Annotated in this window: 13 protein-coding genes and 1 pseudogene; 1 reads left to right on the top strand and 13 read right to left on the bottom strand. The window is 46.5% G+C overall.

All coding sequences use genetic code 11. The features are described 5' to 3' along the window. Window positions 1–67: 67 nt before the first annotated feature. From putA to KT99_RS11450, 5 genes and pseudogenes are all read right to left on the bottom strand, one after another. A complete protein-coding gene (gene putA, locus KT99_RS11425) occupies window positions 68–3,262 on the bottom strand; it encodes a bifunctional proline dehydrogenase/L-glutamate gamma-semialdehyde dehydrogenase PutA (RefSeq protein WP_005500143.1) in 3,195 nt (1,064 codons plus the stop codon). 175 nt (window positions 3,263–3,437) lie between these two features. After that, a pseudogene (locus KT99_RS20850) lies at window positions 3,438–4,352 on the bottom strand (ISAs1 family transposase). Between the two features lie 281 nt (window positions 4,353–4,633). After that, window positions 4,634–5,209 (bottom strand): TIGR04211 family SH3 domain-containing protein, encoded by a 576-nt coding sequence (locus KT99_RS11440; RefSeq protein ID WP_005500149.1) that lies wholly within the window; start codon window positions 5,207–5,209, stop codon window positions 4,634–4,636. A 251-nt stretch (window positions 5,210–5,460) separates the two neighbouring features. After that, a complete protein-coding gene (locus KT99_RS11445; protein ID WP_005500150.1) occupies window positions 5,461–6,729 on the bottom strand; it encodes an inorganic phosphate transporter in 1,269 nt (422 codons plus the stop codon). Between the two features lie 24 nt (window positions 6,730–6,753). Beyond that, entirely contained in the window at window positions 6,754–7,434 is a 681-nt protein-coding gene (locus tag KT99_RS11450) for a TIGR00153 family protein (protein WP_005500152.1), read from the bottom strand. A 285-nt stretch (window positions 7,435–7,719) separates the two neighbouring features. On the opposite strand from KT99_RS11450, the gene KT99_RS11455 reads away from it, so the two are divergent. Continuing rightward, window positions 7,720–9,234 (top strand): CYTH domain-containing protein, encoded by a 1,515-nt coding sequence (locus KT99_RS11455; RefSeq protein ID WP_005500153.1) that lies wholly within the window; start codon window positions 7,720–7,722, stop codon window positions 9,232–9,234. Window positions 9,235–9,383: 149 nt separating this feature from the next. Here the strand turns inward: KT99_RS11455 and KT99_RS11460 are convergent, their stop codons facing one another. From KT99_RS11460 to KT99_RS11495, 8 genes are all read right to left on the bottom strand, one after another. After that, window positions 9,384–10,190: an ion transporter gene (locus KT99_RS11460; protein ID WP_005500154.1), complete on the bottom strand. Its 807-nt coding sequence runs from the start codon at window positions 10,188–10,190 to the stop codon at window positions 9,384–9,386. 73 nt (window positions 10,191–10,263) lie between these two features. Then, on the bottom strand, window positions 10,264–10,593 hold the full coding sequence (locus tag KT99_RS11465) for a hypothetical protein (protein WP_005500155.1): 330 nt from the start codon (window positions 10,591–10,593) through the stop codon (window positions 10,264–10,266). 74 nt (window positions 10,594–10,667) lie between these two features. Beyond that, window positions 10,668–11,321, bottom strand: coding sequence for a hypothetical protein (locus KT99_RS11470; protein WP_005500156.1), 654 nt, complete (start codon window positions 11,319–11,321; stop codon window positions 10,668–10,670). Window positions 11,322–11,515: 194 nt separating this feature from the next. Next, window positions 11,516–12,202 (bottom strand): PspA/IM30 family protein, encoded by a 687-nt coding sequence (locus KT99_RS11475; RefSeq protein ID WP_005500158.1) that lies wholly within the window; start codon window positions 12,200–12,202, stop codon window positions 11,516–11,518. Window positions 12,203–12,242: 40 nt separating this feature from the next. Then, window positions 12,243–12,656, bottom strand: a complete 414-nt coding sequence (locus KT99_RS11480) for a YjfI family protein (protein WP_005500160.1) — start codon at window positions 12,654–12,656, stop codon at window positions 12,243–12,245. Between the two features lie 137 nt (window positions 12,657–12,793). After that, window positions 12,794–14,536 (bottom strand): polyamine aminopropyltransferase, encoded by a 1,743-nt coding sequence (locus tag KT99_RS11485; RefSeq protein ID WP_005500161.1) that lies wholly within the window; start codon window positions 14,534–14,536, stop codon window positions 12,794–12,796. Between the two features lie 59 nt (window positions 14,537–14,595). Further along, a complete protein-coding gene (locus KT99_RS11490) occupies window positions 14,596–15,495 on the bottom strand; it encodes a DUF350 domain-containing protein (RefSeq protein WP_005500164.1) in 900 nt (299 codons plus the stop codon). A gap of 13 nt (window positions 15,496–15,508) precedes the next feature. After that, complete coding sequence (locus tag KT99_RS11495; RefSeq protein ID WP_005500166.1) at window positions 15,509–16,468, bottom strand: hypothetical protein; 960 nt, start codon at window positions 16,466–16,468, stop codon at window positions 15,509–15,511. Between the last annotated feature and the right edge of the window lie 196 nt (window positions 16,469–16,664).

Consider the following 16,664-nt stretch of genomic DNA (forward strand, 5'->3'; position numbering starts at 1 on the left):
AAAATCCACCCTAAGAGGTGGATTTTTTTATCGGTATGATTAGCTAAAGAGCCATTGAAGGATTCAATTAATCCTCACTATCACCCAAGGATAGAAGCGTGGCATTACCCCCTATGGCGGTGATGTTATTGGTACGGGTTTTCTCAGTGATGAAGCGAGTCAAATAGAGTGGTCCACCGGCCTTTGGCCCTGTGCCCGACAGGCCTTGTCCACCGAAAGGTTGTACGCCAACAACTGCGCCAATCTGATTACGATTGATATAGACATTGCCTACCTTGACCTTGTTGGCGATTTCCTGAGCATGACCCTCGTTACGGCTATGGATACCGAGTGTCAGACCGTATCCCGTGCTGTTGATCTCATCGATCACCTTGTTCAGTTCGTTAGCCTTGTAGCGAATCACATGTAAGATAGGACCGAAATGTTCCTTCTCCAGCACCTTGATAGAATCAATCTCTACAGCAGTCGGTGCGACGAAGTAACCCTTCTCTGTACCTGCCGGCAGATCGAGCTGCTTAAGCAGAGTTCCGACCTGTTTGATATGGTCGATATGGGCATTAAGGTTAGCCTGAGCCGTTGCATCTATCACAGGGCCTACATCAGTCTTGATTGAGCTAGGGTCGCCTATGGTTAGCTCATCCATCGCACCTTTCATCACCTCAAGCACTCTGTCTGCGATATCTTCTTGAAGAAAGAGTACCCGCAGCGCCGAACAACGTTGTCCTGCACTGGTAAATGATGAATCAATAATGTCATGGACGACTTGTTCAGGCTGTGATGTCGAGTCGACAACCATGGCATTTTGACCGCCGGTTTCGGCGATAAGAGGGATAATGGCACCTTCACGGTTTGCCAGGGTACGGTTAATCAGCTTGGCCGTTCCCGTAGAACCGGTGAAACAAACGCCACCGATACGCTCATCTGAAGTGATTGCCGCACCGACTGTTGCGCCAGTGCCGGGTAGGAATTGCAGCACATCTTTAGGAATGCCCGCTTCATGTGCCAGTTGAACTGCACGGAAGCCAACGATAGACGTCTGCTCTGCAGGCTTAGCGATAACGGTATTACCCGCAGCTAGGGCTGCGGCTACTTGACCAATAAAGATAGCCAGTGGGAAGTTCCATGGGCTGATACAGATGAAGATACCGCGACCTTGAAGGAACAGCTCATTGAGCTCTCCCGTTGGGCCTGGAAGCAATTCAGGCTGAGCCATCATCTTCTTGGCTTGAACGGCGTAGTAGCGACAGAAATCTACCGCTTCACGAACTTCATCGATTCCATCTTGAATGCTCTTGCCCGCTTCACGGGTACAAAGGACGATGAGTTCTTCACGGTTTTCTTCGAGTAGATCGGCAAGCTTTTGTAGTGCATTAGCACGTACTTCGACTGGTGTATTACACCAGTCGTTAAAGGCCGAGTCTGCGCTGGAAAGGGCCTTCTCTATAGCTTGATCATTAGCGAAAGCTAACTTACCCACGACCTTAGTGGTGTCGAAGGGACTGACGACGTCATGCGTTTCGCCGCTTAATAGCTCGCCATTGACCAGAGGGCCAGCGTTCCAGCTGGTGTCTTTAAATTTCTCGATAGCCGCGAAAAATGGCTTAGATTCAGAGATGATGTTCATATTGAGTCCCTTGGAGTTTTTACGCTCTGCGCCAAAAATATCGGCGGGTTTAACGATCTTATTATTAGACAGGGTTTTATATTTCTGCAGTGTCTTTATCGGGTGAACGACAAGTGACTCGATGGTGACTTTAGGATCGACCAGCTTATGGACAAATGAGGTGTTGGCGCCATTTTCGAGTAAGCGACGTACCAGATAGGGTAGTAGCTCTTTATGTTCACCAATAGGTGCATAGATGCGAATACGTGTTGTTGGGCTTTCGGCGATTAACGTATCGTAGAGCTCCAGTCCCATGCCGTGAAGGCGTTGGAATTCATACAGGCGGTCGCCTGCCATATCCATAATAACGGCAACAGATTGGGCATTGTGTGTGGCAAACTGAGGATAGATGGCGCCTCTAGTCGCGTCTGAAAGAAGGTAACGTGCAGATGCAAGATAAGAAACATCTGTGCCTGCTTTACGAGTAAAGAGGGCGTATCCGCCTTCACCAGCTTGTTGAGCCCACTTTAATTCGCTATCCCAGTATGCGCCTTTAACGAGGCGTACAGGGATCTCATCACCTTGGTCTTTCGCTAGGCGAGTTAGCCAGCAAAGTACAGGGAGGCCACGTTTGGCGTAGCTCTGTACTACTATACCTAACAGGCCCCAGCCCTTAGCGGCATCTGAGTTATAGAGTTTCTGGAACAGCTTTAGCTGAAGCTCGAGTCTGTCCATCTCTTCAGCATCAATGGAGATGCCGACATTTAACTCACGCCCTTGCTTAATTAGCTTGATGAGTGTGTCGTAAAGTTCTGAGAGAACACGATCTTCATTGGCTACTTCATATCTTGGGTGAAGGGCTGATAACTTGATAGAAATAGTGGGTCGGGGCGCTAGGCTCTCATCATAGCTTTGCGCACCAAGCGCAGTGATCGCGGATGAATATTCATCAAAATATTTATCGGCGTCAGTTTTAGTGAGAGCCGCTTCGCCGAGCATGTCGTAACTATGTGTATAGCCCATCTTGCGGTTAGCTTCACTGTTCTTAAGACCATCTTTGATACTGGTACCCAGAACGAACTGCTTGCCCATGATTTTCATTGCTGCAAGCATAGCTTGGCGGATTACAGGTTCACCGACTCGATTGATCAGACGGTTTAGCAGGCTACTGGGTTTGCCGTCGATATTCTTATCGAGAGTGACAATCTTGCCCGTTATCATTAAGCCCCAGGTGGAAGCATTGACTAACGTAGAGTCGCTTTGACTCATATGTTTATCCCATTTCGCACCCGATAGCTTATCCTGGATTAGGGCATCGGCAGTCGCTGCATCTGGGATGCGCAGTAGCGCTTCGGCAAGACACATCAGGATAATACCTTCTTGTGTCTCTAGACTGTATTGTTGCAGAAATGCATCAATACCAACCATTAAACCTTTCTTGTCATATTGGCGAACTTTGGCTACCAAATCGTGAGCTCTTTTAGTAACACGCTGAATATCTTCGTCACTAGAAGACACAAGTTTGATCAGTTCAGATAGATATTCATCTTCATCGACAATGTAGTTATCGGTGATGGCTGTAAACAGCTCATCGAGGTTGGCTGAGTCATAAAGACCAGTCAGAACTTCACTTGCTTTGAACATAGTAATCACTTCCATCTGGGCCAGTTAAGGACAGTTTGCTTGAACAAAATCTTCTCTAATTACGGCTTTGAAGAGCCTTTTAGATAAGAGTATTAAGATGCATCTTATTTTTTGTATACAATCTGGCATCTTTCCGCGGGATAGTATCATCAAAGTGTGACGAGGAACACTATAGCGAGGGTGATCACGGCTAGCGCATTTTAATCCCTGACTCTAACAGGGTTGAGCGATACTCGTCGTCCAACCCTGCCATCTTCTTTTTAGCCACTATACTCGCGCGTTTTGTCTGGTCTTGCTTGAACAAGGTCATTGCTATTTTTCTCATCACATTAAAAGCAAGCGGACCTCGGCCTTTACGGAACCGTGATTCATCTTCTCTGAATGTCATCTCTAACACCCAATGCATACTTTCTACTTGCCAGTGATGTCGCACAGAAGATAACGCCTGCTCTGCATTTAAATCTAATGAGCTAATGTACCAACGTGTTTCAGTGGTCTCTTTACCTGTCGTTTTTTCATGTACGTCTGATGTTACTTTGATAATGCTTTTTAAGCCAACCCACTGATATTTATTATTTAACCAACTTTTATTAACCAGCACTTGCTGACAACGTCTTGTTTCAATTCACCCTGTAGACCAGAATGATGACCTTTAAGCGCTAGAATATAATCAGCCTTTTGCTTAACGATTAGCTTTGCTATCTCTTTTTGACATCCCATAGCATCGAGCGTGATGATGCTGACAACTCCAGGCGCTCACAGTATGAAGTGCAGTTTTGCCGTCAATGGCAATGACATCGCAACCAGTACCTTCTAGGAGAGAAGAAATCCAAGCTTGAAAAGCTTTCTCTATTTCATCCGCTTTTAATCGGCAGATAACACGGGCAATAGTGTCATGCCGAGGAATACCTGCTTTAAAAGGACGATACTGACGAAGCCAATCAAGCTTTAGATGTCCAAAGTTTTCAATATCTTCCCATCCTTCAGAGCCTGACATAACCGCACTTATAGCGAGTAAAATAATCTCTAATAAGTTATGTTTTTTACAACGCTCAATACGAGGATCCGCAATCGAATCAAAATGTTTTAAAAAAGTAGCAGTCATTAACATCACCAAAAAAGAGTATTTGGTGATCTGATCGCTACTTGAGCATAAAGTTCAATTTATAATGATCTTGCCGTGCGAGGGTGATACCAACCCTATCAAATATGTGTCTGAACTGAGCAGATATTTAATGAGGTTGGTATTTATGTGACTCTTGTTTGATCTTGTTCGACCGGATGGTGTGCAAAGTCACTGTCTATGCGGCTTGGCCAAGGTGAAAATTAAAAAGCCAGCATTTGAATGCTGGCTTTTTGGGGAGACTCTTGTGGGGAATAGACTGTTTACCAGCGATTTTTCTGCTTACGTCTGGGTCTGGGGAGATAGACTAAGACGACACCTATCAGTAAACCGATAGCGGCAATAATGCCGCCTTCTTGCCACATCTGGAAACGTTCGTTCTTTTTGATGTTAGCTAGCTTGCTAGTGGCGTGATCACGCTCACTGCTTGCTTTAGTGAGGTCTCGTCGTGCACGGCTAAGATCTGACTTGAGCTGACTGAGTTGCGCATCATTGTTATCGCTGGAACTAAGGGCTTGCGCTAACTCAGACTGGGTCTTATTTAATTCTGCCTGCACTTTGGGGAGCTGTTGACGGAAACTCTTTTGGCGAGTCACCATTTTTTCTTCTACCCAGCCTTCACGGCCCTTATGGTCGATGATCTTAGTGTAGTCGCCTTGGGTCTCGCCCAATAGTGAGATTGCCTGGCCTGCCTCTACACTGCCCAAGATACGGAATTGGGTACCCGGTCCACCATGAAGATAGAGATAAACGTTATCGGATATGTATCCAGGTTGACCTGCGGCCAAAAGGCTTGGAGAGAGTAATAACAGTCCCACTAAAGCAAAGAATCTTAACACTTTGAATTCTCATCAACGAAATATAGCCACATGCTAGGGATTTGCAGGGCGTTTTGCAAGGGCTAGATGCAAGAGATATGTCTGTGAGTGGATGAAGCTTAATTAATGTCAAAAACTGGCTGAAACTAGGAGGGTATGTCGTGAAAATGACGGATAAATAAAATCTTACTTCAGAGGTTGAGGGCTGAGGCATAAAAAAGGGAAGCGCTAGCTTCCCTTATTATTTTTGTCTACAGGCTAAGTTTAATGCCTTAGCTGAAGATGCCTTTTATGGTGAAGAAGAACAGAATTGACAGTGCAGCACCCGCAGGCAGGGTGATAACCCAAGAGATGACAATGTTTCTGACCACACCCATGTTAATCGCTGCGATACCACGGGCCATACCGACACCTAAAACAGCACCGACTAAGGTTTGTGTCGTAGAAATGGGTAGACCGGTACCCGATGCAATCACTACGGTTGAAGCTGCTGCAAGTTCTGCGGCAAAACCACGGCTCGGAGTTAGGTGAGTAATGTTCTTGCCTATGGTCTGCATCACGCGCTTACCGAAGATGGCCAGACCCATGACAATACCTACCGCACCTAGTGGAAGGATCCACCATACGATAGCGGAATCGCTGCCGATCTCGCCACCACTGTTGACGATTGAAACGACCGCAGCTAGTGGACCAATCGCGTTGGCGACATCGTTAGAACCGTGAGCAAATGCCATACAACTCGCGGTGACGACCATCAAGACAGCGAATACTTTCTCGACGTTGCCGAACTGAGTCTGGCGATCGGCCTGGCTGTCCATCTTCAGGCGTCTAATCGCTAATGAGCCGCCTATCCCCACCATAACCGCAATACCCAAGGCTAATGCATATGCCTCGGCTGTACTGAAGTGTAGACCGATATGTTTGAGGCCTTTCTGAATGGTCACCAGAGACATCATAAAGCCTGCCAGCGCCATATAGCAGGGCACGTAACGTTTAGCGTTTTCCAGTGGGTTATCTGTATCGAAGATAAGTTTCTGCACGCTCTGGAATATCATGAAGGCGATAAAGCCGGATATTGCCGGAGTGACGACCCAGGAGCCCACGATAGCAGCAACCTTGGCCCATTCAACAGCGTCTGTGCCCACACCTACCGCGGCAAAACCAACGATGGCGCCTATGATAGAGTGAGTGGTTGATACTGGCCAACCAAGAGCAGATGCTGCTATCAACCAAATGCCTGCGGCTAAGAGCGCCGAGATCATACCGTAGACCAGTAGTTCTGGTGAGTCGACGAAGTAGGCCGTGTCGATGATCCCTTTACGGATCGTGCTCGTTACTTCACCGCCTGCTAGATAAGCACCGGCAAATTCAAAAATCATCGCTATGATGATCGCTTGTTTAATCGTAATAGCGTTAGAACCTACTGAGGTTCCCATCGCATTGGCTACATCATTTGCGCCAATACCCCATGCCATTAAAAAACCACAAGTAGCCGCAATTGCAATCAGCAATGGGCCATTGGTGACTAATACATCAACCATGTTGTTACCTTGATAACTTTGTTATTAGACGCGAGCTAGCATTAGCTCTAAGCGAGAACCGACACGTTCGGCAAGATCTGCCAGGTCGCCGACCCATTCAATTATTTTATAGAGGAACATCACATCGATAGGATTCATATCATTTTCGATAGCGAATAACTGACGACGGATCTTGATTTGAAGAACATCGGTATCCTCTTCGATTTTATCGAGTTTGGCGATCATCTTTGCGACTAAGTCCACTTCACGACCACGGAAACCGGTTTCTAACAGGTCGTCGAGTTCGTTGATTGCTTGTTTGGCCAGAATGACTGCATCGAGGCAGCGGGACAAATAAGCTTTGAAGGGGACTTGAATCGGTTGGGGGATAACTAACTGACGGCCTATGATACGACCTGAGATATCTTTTGCTTTGTTGGCGATCTTATCTTGCTGGATCAGAAGTTCCAGAAGATCGGTTCGCTCGACGGGCATAAACAGACCACCGGGAAGTGTTAGGCGGATCTCACGTTTTAGCGAGTCAGCTTCACGCTCCGTAGCACTGATCTGCTTACGTAGTACTATTGCCTCATCCCAATCTCCGGCAGCAGTTGCGTCAAAAAATGGGATAAGTATCGATGCACATTGGTGCACTTTGTCTATATGCTCTTGTAGAGGCTTAATTGGCGATTTTGCAAACACGCCCAAAATAGAGTTTACTGGCATTGCCGTGTACCTATTTAGGTTATTCCACTGTTGGAAAAAGCGGGCGCATGTTAACCCAAGCGACCGCGTATTGAAACTGTGATTTAAATTAAAACTATTAGTTTTTATTCTAACGAGTTATATCTGAACTGCAAAGCGCAATCCTACGGTTTATTTGTGACAGTTATATTACATTTTGATCGGCAGTTGAAATTTTGATGAATTATTAATGAATTTTTGGTGACGGATTTATTGCGTCGTAAAAAATATAGATCTAAACCTGACCACAGAGCGAGCAATTGGCGAATGAATGCCGAGATAGAACTAAAATTATTTTTCCATTTAGAACAACAACAAGTCTTGATTGAACTGCTTGATAGTCTGCCAGATAGTGAGCAGAAAGCCTGCCGTAAATTGTCGAATGCTTATTTCGATACCCCTGATCTACAGCTGCGACGATGGGACATGGGTCTCAGGGTTCGTGGCTGTAATGGTAAGCGTGAACAGACGATAAAAACCGCAGGGACAGTGATCGGCGGGATCCATTCGCGACCAGAATACAATATTGATATAGATATAAACGAGCCAAAATTAAATTTATTTCCTAAAAATATATGGCCAAATACGGCGAATATTGCAGCAGTGCAATCTCGGCTGGCCTGTTTGTTCGATACGGATTTTGAGAGGCGAACCTGGCATATCTATGTGGATGAGAGCCTAGTAGAAGTCGCCTTAGATATTGGTAAAGTGAGTGTCAGCAGAGAGGGTGAAATAAAATCTGAGCCAATTTGTGAGTTAGAATTCGAGTTGATGGCAGGCAAGACTGGGGCGTTAATTGACCTGGGTCTCAAGGTTGCCGAAACCATTCCCGTGCGCTTAGGCAAGGCGAGCAAGGCTCAAAGAGGCTACCGATTAGCGGCTCAATCGAGTCCTTTGAGTCTGGAGGTGCTAGAGTTTATCGCTTTGGAACCAGGTCAAGACCTCAAGCAGACACTGATTTCTCTTTTAAGCACAGGTCTGGAACGTTGGCAGCAGCTAGAAGCCATGATATTAGAAACAGACGCCTATAGCCTGAAGCAAGAACCTATGCTTTGCTATCGTCTGCGCGCTTGTGTTCGATTGCTTAGATGTACCTTAGGGCAGTTTAATCTACTTAGTGAGAGCCTTGTTGCTAAGTTTGATGCTATTGAGGGCCACTTGGGTTTCGTCGAGACTGGACTGAGTCTGGCCGAAATATTGAGTCAAAATTGTCAGCTTATTGCCAGGCAACCGCAGAAGGCTAAATTAGCCGAGCAGGCCTTGAGCTCACTGCAGCAGTTATCGATTTCGAGTCTTATGCAGAAGATGCTAGCCGATACTGGTTATGGCAGCTTGCAACTTAGCTTAGTCGATCTCTTGTTCGCAATACGAGCAGGAGAGAGTCGAGTCAATTTTAACATTAATGCTAAAACAGATCTTAAGACCTTTGCCGATCAGCTACAGGAATCCTCCTGGCAGAAGATCTTAGCCTTGATGCCATCGGAAGCCGACTTGAGCAGTCGAGAATATAAGTCCTTCGCTCGTGCATTGGATGACAGTATTTTCGTCGGCGTGGCTTATGGCGAGCTTTATACTAAGCAAAGCAGAGATATGTTCAGAGCCCCTTGGCAAGATCTGGTTTTAGGGATCAGAACCTTGGCCGCCTATCGACAGTTGGCTCAGATCGGTGAATCGCTGGATATCGATATCTCGGATTGGCTACAGAGCAAAGAGGAAAGTCTGGTGTTTGCCATGGAGCACTCGAGGCGCTCGGCACTGAGCAATCAGCCGTATTGGCGCTAGGACCGGCTTTAACCGAGATAGAATTATTGATTGAACCTCGATAGATTGAACTTCGGGGCTAAAGCCCCTCTTACAGTAGGACCGGCTTTAGCCGGGAGAGAATTATTGATTGAACCTCGATGGATTGAACCTCGGGGCTAAAGCCCCTCCTACGGCCTAGGATCTTCTTTCCCTTCTCTTATCTCTTCACGCAAGTGATTTATCTCTGCCAACAATAAATTCTGGTTCTGCTCCATGCGATCGATGGCCATTTTCAATTCACACTTTATCTCTTCACTCTGCAGCTCGAGTTTTTCTGACTCATCGGGGGCGATGAAGATAGATGCCATATAACCTGAGATCACCCCGAAGAAGCTGACTCCACAGATGATGACGACTGCACCGATAACATGTCCTGCTGTCGATACCGGGTAGAAGTCACCATAGCCTACGGTGGAGATAGTCACTAATGCCCACCAGATAGCATCTTCTGCCGTATGAATATTCGCATCGGGTACGCCACTCTCGACGATCAACATTAATACCGATGAGAAGGTCAGGATAGTCACCATGGCGACTAGCAGGCTAGCTAAGGTCGCTTGCCTGCGCTGTTTCATCATAGGGATGATCAGCGAGTGTGTCATACGAATGAGGCGGATCACTCGCAATATCTGAAATAGACGGGCTAGCCTCAGGGGTTCTATGGCAGGAATACTGGCAACCAGATCGATCCAATTATGTTGAAAGTATTGAAGTTTGTTTTCGGCTCTAAACAGGTTTAAAAAGAAATAGCTCAGAAATATCATGCAGATACTAAAATCGATTATCAGCAGTAAGCGGCGGGTTTCCTCATCGACTTTGGCAAAAGTGAGCACCAGCACCACGATGACAGACAGAAAAGACAGTACCATCATGGCTAACTGAAAGGGGGTCGGGTGAGTCTCTGTTTCGGGGAACCATCGACTTAATTTTGCCATTTCACATACATCCGTTTTTCATCCTATCGCTAGGTTCGTGATGAGATACTCCATAGGTATCTGACGGAGTGTACTAGTTTTTATCACTAAAGTGGATGAGATCGTCCAGTACACGCTTCTTTATTTCTAACTGGGACTCAGGAGATAGGCCATATTTATTGGCTAGTTGCACATAATCTTCAGGGTTGAGAGACACGGTCAGGCGTGGACGTTTAGGCCGCTTAGTGACAGAAAGTCCTAAGATGGTGCGGATCTGATCCGAAGGACTGAAACCTGAGTCTAGCGCGGCTTTACGAATTGAATACTGAATTTTTTCATCTAAGTCGAACGCCACCTGAGTCGCTTTCGCGGCTTTCTGGTTTTGTAACCATTGCTCCGGAAGCGAATTCTTTTTCTTAGTCATTCGGTATTACCTTAACAATTAAATAGTATCTTGAAACCTAGTTCCTAGGTTCTAGAACCTAGGAACTGTAGAGCTTATTTCCCGGGCCAATAATCTCGAATATCGGCAAGCGGGCGGTACAAGGTTAACATGACATCGGTATCGCCATCGGCATAGACCTCCACATCGACGGCATATTTCTCATCTTCGTCAAGTAGATGATAGGACTCAAATTCATCGCCCGTGTGGCCATCTGCATCCTGTGGCGGCTTCTTACCGCGGTAATCTTCCCGATGGAAGTAACCAAATTTAGCGAAATTGACCTGATGATAATCTTTACCTAGCCACTGAGAAAATTCTGCAACCAGCTCACTCGGTAGCTTTAATGTGGTTAATTGTGCCTGTTCATCTTCTTCGAATATGGTGCCAAACTGGTCGAGATCGAAAATATGCTCAACTATAGAACGGTTGATCTTAATGGAAAAGGCCAGATAAGTTTCATCGTCTTCATCGAGAGACAAGAAAATCGTGTCATTGCCATGCCCCTTGAGTGCCCATTCAGTCTGTTGTTTACGTTGGTATTCATAGGTACTGATGGATTCGACTCTTAGCTGTTGACCTCTAAGTTGTGGCGGCAGGGCAAAGCTATCATCCAGAGAGATCATATCTCCCTTGAGGAGCTTAGAGGGATGATCTAGCTGACGCTGGGGTGCCTCTTTTTTACCAAAAAGACTTTTTAAAAAACTCATCATCACTCCTGATTAGTTAATATATTTCAAGTGGGGTTTCCCCTAGGATAATTCACTGGAGAAACGACTTTGATGGTTAACCTGCTATAGGCTATAAGACAAAAGAGCGCCTTTCTTTATGAAAAGAAAAGCGCTGCATTCTTAGCCAAGGCATGAGAGGCTAGTCGCTAGCTTCATGTGCAATCTAATCGCGATTACTTACGTGCCTTGAGGCGTTCCAATACGGCATTCGCGTTGGACTTCTGCTCACCGATACCGGCTTCTGCTAACTTAGCATGCAGTGACTTATCGCTGTTTTCATCTTCTAAAGCTTCGGATGCTTTCAGGCGGTCATCGAACTGCTGTTGACGGGCCTTGATACGCTCCAGCGAATCTTTAGCATTTAACAGCTTAGAGTTGCTGCCGGCGAAAGAGTTAGTTATCGACGCCGTGGCCTTCTGTACGCTCTCTGTGGTCTTTACCATAGTGAGTTGACGCTGGTAGTCGGTTAACTGACGTTCAGTCTTACGCACCAGGTCTTTAAGACGTGTGGCATGAGAACTGAAGCTGTCGTTAGCGGACTGCTGCTCGGCTAGCTCTTGATCGAGCTGAGCTATTTTCTCGGCAACTTCTAAGGCAAGCGTTTCATTTTCTTGCTGTAGAGCTTGAGTCGCAAAACCTTCATGTTCTGTGACTGAACGCTTCAAGCGGTCGATTTCACGGCTGGCTTGCATCTCTTTTGCCATGACATCAGTCAGTTCACGCTTAGCCTTGGTTAGGTGCTTCTCTGCATCTCGGATCTCCTGTTCGAAGATACGGGTTGAGTTTGCGTCGACTATGGTCTGACCAACTTCGTTGGCGCCGCCACGGAAAGCGGTTAAAATCTTGTTTAGTATGCCCATGATGTGGCTCCTTAAAAATTTAGTGTAAGTAGATAAAAAATTACTTGAGGAAGTTGCTCATCTCATCGATGACTTCCAGGCAGTTATCAGACAGGACTGAAAGCTCCTGTTCGATCTCCAGCATATCCGAGTGCACCGATAGCGCACCATAAATCACGTACTTGTCATCTATTTTTGCGAAAGATGACAATGGCATTGGGATGTTAAGTTCCAACATTGTCTCAAACATTGCCATGCGACTTTCTTGTTTGACTTCGTCTTCACCCCAAAGGTAACTGATACAGAGAACCTGGTTTTCTGTTACCGATACGAATACGGGTATCTCTTCACGACCGACGATATTGACCTGCAATACTTCGACCTCACCATCGATTGGGTAACAATCGAACTGAAGGCCTGTTTGACTCTTGTCAGCAAGATCATTGAGGTGGTTAGCAATATTGTGGATATTCATATTTGTCCTCTTTGACATATTATGTCTGCGATTAAAGATAGCATTGAGACATAATATGTCAAGTGCTATCTTTGAGAAAAATCATAAGTGATAGATTCTTGTTTTTGTAGCAGCTTGCCTGTGATAGTCACCGATAATCAGAATAGTGTCACTCCCTGATTTTCTCTCCAGGCCTGCTGATGGTACTGGTATAACTGCATCGAGCCAATTCTGTTGGCTTGAATCTTGTCTATATCTTGATAGAAGTTCCCTGGAAACTCGAAAGCGCCCTTGATCAGCCCAGGCGTCAACCAGTCATCCGTTATCGACAGCTGTTCGATGTCACTCAGTCTTGCTTTGGCATTTTTGCCAGATGCCGTGGCTATACTCCAGCCCCATTCACCGAAACTCGGTACATTGTGGTGGTACTGGCTAACATCGAAGCCCGCAAGTGCTAAGGTTTTTCCGACTGAAATAAAGGCCTTAGGCGCATGGTAGGGCGAGGTCGATTGTACAGTTAGAGCACCATCTGCATTCAAGAGTTCCTTTAGTTTCTTATAAAAAAGATCTGAGTACAGCTTGTTGAGATCTGGATGGCTTGGGTCAGGCAGGTCGACGATGATGACATCGTATTTTTCACCTTTCCTCAGTAGTTTATCTACGCCATTGAAGGCGTCGTCTACCAAGACTTCGACTCTGGGGTCGTTGAGAGCATCACCATTGAGTTTGAGTAAGGTCTGGCTTAATCGCTTTGGCATATCGGTGTCGTGAGAGGCGAACAGGGCCAGCAGATCTTTATCGAGATCCATCAAGGTGACGTGCTTAGGCTGCCACTTTAATACTTGTTTTAACCCTAATCCATCGCCGCCACCTATGATCAACACCTTGTCGTGGCGAGCTGCTGCTTCCATGGTCGGATGGACCAGAAATGCATGATAGATATGCTCATCGATACTGGAGAACTGTAATCGTCCATTGATATACAAAGAATAGACAGGATCTATGCCACTGCCTCTCAATCTCTCGGTAAAGGTGAGCTGCTGAAAACGGGTCGACTTGGCATAGATAACATTATCTTTATAGAGCAAGTTATTGAAATTTTGTTCCCAGCCGGGACCGTGCCAGGCCAACAAGAGCAAGATACCCGATGCGATAAAATGGCCAACTAATAAGATCTTTACCCACTTTATGCGATCCCAGAACCGCCAGATGAAGATAAAACCTGCCAATAAGTTAAAGCTGGCTGTCAATGCAGCCGCAAGCTGAATATCTATGGCTAGCATGAAGGTCACCCAGATGGCGGCTCCTATGCCCGCACCTACGTAGTCGGCGCCATAGATGGTGCCAGCATTGTGCATCAGGTGCTCATCACACAGAGACTGACGGACACGAGCGATGAGGGGGATTTCCATGCCGATCATCAAGCCGAGCAGTATGCCCCAGAAGTAGGGCAGGTATTCACTCAGGTGCTGTAACAGGCCGATGAAGCCGCCTTCGGGGAGTTGATCCGGCGGTAAGCCTAATGTGCTGGCTATGATCTGAGGCAGTTGTTGGCCGAAGCCGATAACGGCGGCGGTGATTAATATGGCCAGTGAGCCACACAGGGCTACGCTGAGTTCGAGTATGGCAAAACCTGTGAAGGCACAACGTATCTTTCTGGCGGCGAAAGCACCTATGCCCATGGAGACGATCATCAGGCCAATCATGGTATAGATGGCGGCTTCTAATGCTCCCAGGATACGACCTGCATAATGGGACAGTAGATATTCGTAGATTAAACCACAGCCGGCGAGTACGGCCATGATGCCTAGCAGTAAGGTATCGTCAAACCAGCTGAGTTTTCTTTCTTGGTTTGTTGAGTCGGTATTAAGCGCTGTTTCAGTCACTTGTATCTCTTGCATCAAGGAAAATAAAACGGTTAATCAGATGATTAACCGTATTTGTGGAGCAGATAATTAATTTAATACATCAAGCTGGTGAGAATGAGCGCCACGGCGACACTGATGGCTAACTCTACGGTAGCAATACCAATATTGTGTTGCTGCTCCACTTCCTGGGCCAAGTTGATGTTAGCAAGTACTAACTTCTTCACTATCTTTATCAGCACTGTGAGTGCCACTAGCATGATCACCGAGAAGACTAGCCAACCTATGAGGTTGGCTATGTAAGCCTGGGGGTTATAGATGATGAAGTGACTGGCGGCGTTGAAGCTCAGTGCCATGGCTAGCATATAACCGCTATGACGAATCGCCACGGCAGTATGACCCTGAACTAGGGCATCTTGCATGGAAGCGTCTTGATTACGCTTGGCATATCTGTACTCACGAAAACGGGTCAGCAGCACCAACATGAGCTGAGAGATAGCGAAGGCACTGAATATGGCAATAAAGGTATCGACAGTCAGATCTTCCGCCCAGATGAGTACCGCGCGGATGATGATCGCCGTGGCTATTGCGGCGCAGGCATCGACGATGGCAACTGAGATATTGCCTTTAAGGATCTGCTCACCTTTGTTGAACTCATTGAGGGCAATCTTATCGTGAAGATATCGACCTAGCTTGATCAGTATCAGACCAAATAGGCCGTAGGCACTCATGCCTATCGCTTCGGCAGCATAAGAAGTGGCAGCCTCTCCCGAGATAGCACCTGTGAGTACGATACCCAAGCCCGCTATAGCGCCAGCAGTACTGATGCCGAAGGCAAAGTTATCTCTCTCAGCCAGTTCAACACGGCTATCGACCTTAGCGGTCCAGCCTTGTAGGTGACGCATCAAGGTGAGTAGAATAATGGCGATAGTGAGATCGATCACTAAGATGATCGCGAGATCGGTAGTTATGCCGAAGTTTTGAAATAATGTCATGTGAATTCCTTACCTATTTGCCTCGGCGTACACCGCGAGTCGTGCGACTGTTAGAATTGCGGAAGTTACTGTTCTTAGAGTAATTAGAACGGAACTTGCTGCTACTTTTACTGCGAGTACCTGTGGTGCTCGCCTTAGGTGTACTTGTGCTTTGTCTCGATAGGCTGGTTGAGCCTGAGCGTGACTTGGCATAGGGGCTATCGAACTTCTTCCCTTGGGAGTTGAATTGTTTCTTGGTGCGCTCGAAGGTCTTATTCTGTGCACTAGCCTGTTTAGGTGAGGTATATCGGTATCGACCTACATCATTGTAATAGCTGTAGTTTCTTCTTCCAGACCAACGATCGTAACCGATAGGCCCGCGCATCACATTGGAGAACATGGAATACATACCGTACCAGGCCCAGAAGGACGTGCCGCTAGAACCCGTCTGCCAACTGCCATAACCTGGGTTACCCACAAGTTGACTACCTGCACCGAAATCATCGGCTCCGTTGGCCAGGGCTGAGGCCTCACGGCTAATGGAGTTCACTCTGGCTAGCGCGCCATTAGACATGTCGGCGACCACATTGAGTGGGTCCGAGATCATATCGTTATATAGTCTAGAGTCGGCGGCATAATAGATATTCTCGGCTTCGGCTAATTGCTGATCGAGATCTACATAGTTACTGGCATTATTGAGATCTCGATATCGACTCACCAGAGAGGTGTACATGGGGCCTTTGGTGGTCGCATCTTTGGCAAGTTCACCAAATAGTGGTGCCATGTCCGGATTCTGCCTTTCCATAATACTCGTGTACTGCTTGAGTAACATTGCATTACGGATCTGGCCGTTATTGAGCATCTGGCCCAAGGTATCGATTCTCTTGCCGGCTAATTGCTGAAATTGAGCAATCTTGTCGGGCCTGTCATCGCCACAACCGACTAAGGTTAATAGCAATGTTAGGGTGAGAATACGCATAAGCATCGCTGCCATGTTTTCTCCATTATCAGGTGGTGGTACTGAATTATATACTCAGCGCAAGATTCACTACCCAAGGTAGTGCTTGCTTAAGTTATAGTAACCTCTCAACTGAGATTATAAATAGTCATTTTATCTAAGATATCAGTTAGCTGTTCATCTTAGTGCAAGATGATGACTAATATATATCATTCGGGACATAAGCAGATCA

It is taken from the genome of Shewanella benthica KT99, from assembly GCF_000172075.1.
Taxonomy (GTDB): domain Bacteria; phylum Pseudomonadota; class Gammaproteobacteria; order Enterobacterales; family Shewanellaceae; genus Shewanella; species Shewanella benthica_A.

Excerpts from the sequence above, each read along its gene's own strand:
- KT99_RS11455 (WP_005500153.1), top strand. The coding sequence starts at position 7,720 with ATGAATGCCGAGATAGAACTAAAATTATTTTTCCATTTAGAACAACAA.
- KT99_RS11450 (WP_005500152.1), bottom strand. The coding sequence starts at position 7,434 with ATGCCAGTAAACTCTATTTTGGGCGTGTTTGCAAAATCGCCAATTAAG.
- KT99_RS11465 (WP_005500155.1), bottom strand. The coding sequence starts at position 10,593 with ATGACTAAGAAAAAGAATTCGCTTCCGGAGCAATGGTTACAAAACCAG.
- KT99_RS11480 (WP_005500160.1), bottom strand. The coding sequence starts at position 12,656 with ATGAATATCCACAATATTGCTAACCACCTCAATGATCTTGCTGACAAG.
- KT99_RS11490 (WP_005500164.1), bottom strand. The coding sequence starts at position 15,495 with ATGACATTATTTCAAAACTTCGGCATAACTACCGATCTCGCGATCATC.
- KT99_RS11495 (WP_005500166.1), bottom strand. The coding sequence starts at position 16,468 with ATGGCAGCGATGCTTATGCGTATTCTCACCCTAACATTGCTATTAACC.
- KT99_RS11470 (WP_005500156.1), bottom strand. The coding sequence starts at position 11,321 with ATGAGTTTTTTAAAAAGTCTTTTTGGTAAAAAAGAGGCACCCCAGCGT.
- KT99_RS11460 (WP_005500154.1), bottom strand. The coding sequence starts at position 10,190 with ATGGCAAAATTAAGTCGATGGTTCCCCGAAACAGAGACTCACCCGACC.
- KT99_RS11445 (WP_005500150.1), bottom strand. The coding sequence starts at position 6,729 with ATGGTTGATGTATTAGTCACCAATGGCCCATTGCTGATTGCAATTGCG.
- KT99_RS11475 (WP_005500158.1), bottom strand. The coding sequence starts at position 12,202 with ATGGGCATACTAAACAAGATTTTAACCGCTTTCCGTGGCGGCGCCAAC.
- KT99_RS11485 (WP_005500161.1), bottom strand. The coding sequence starts at position 14,536 with ATGCAAGAGATACAAGTGACTGAAACAGCGCTTAATACCGACTCAACA.
- putA (WP_005500143.1), bottom strand. The coding sequence starts at position 3,262 with ATGGAAGTGATTACTATGTTCAAAGCAAGTGAAGTTCTGACTGGTCTT.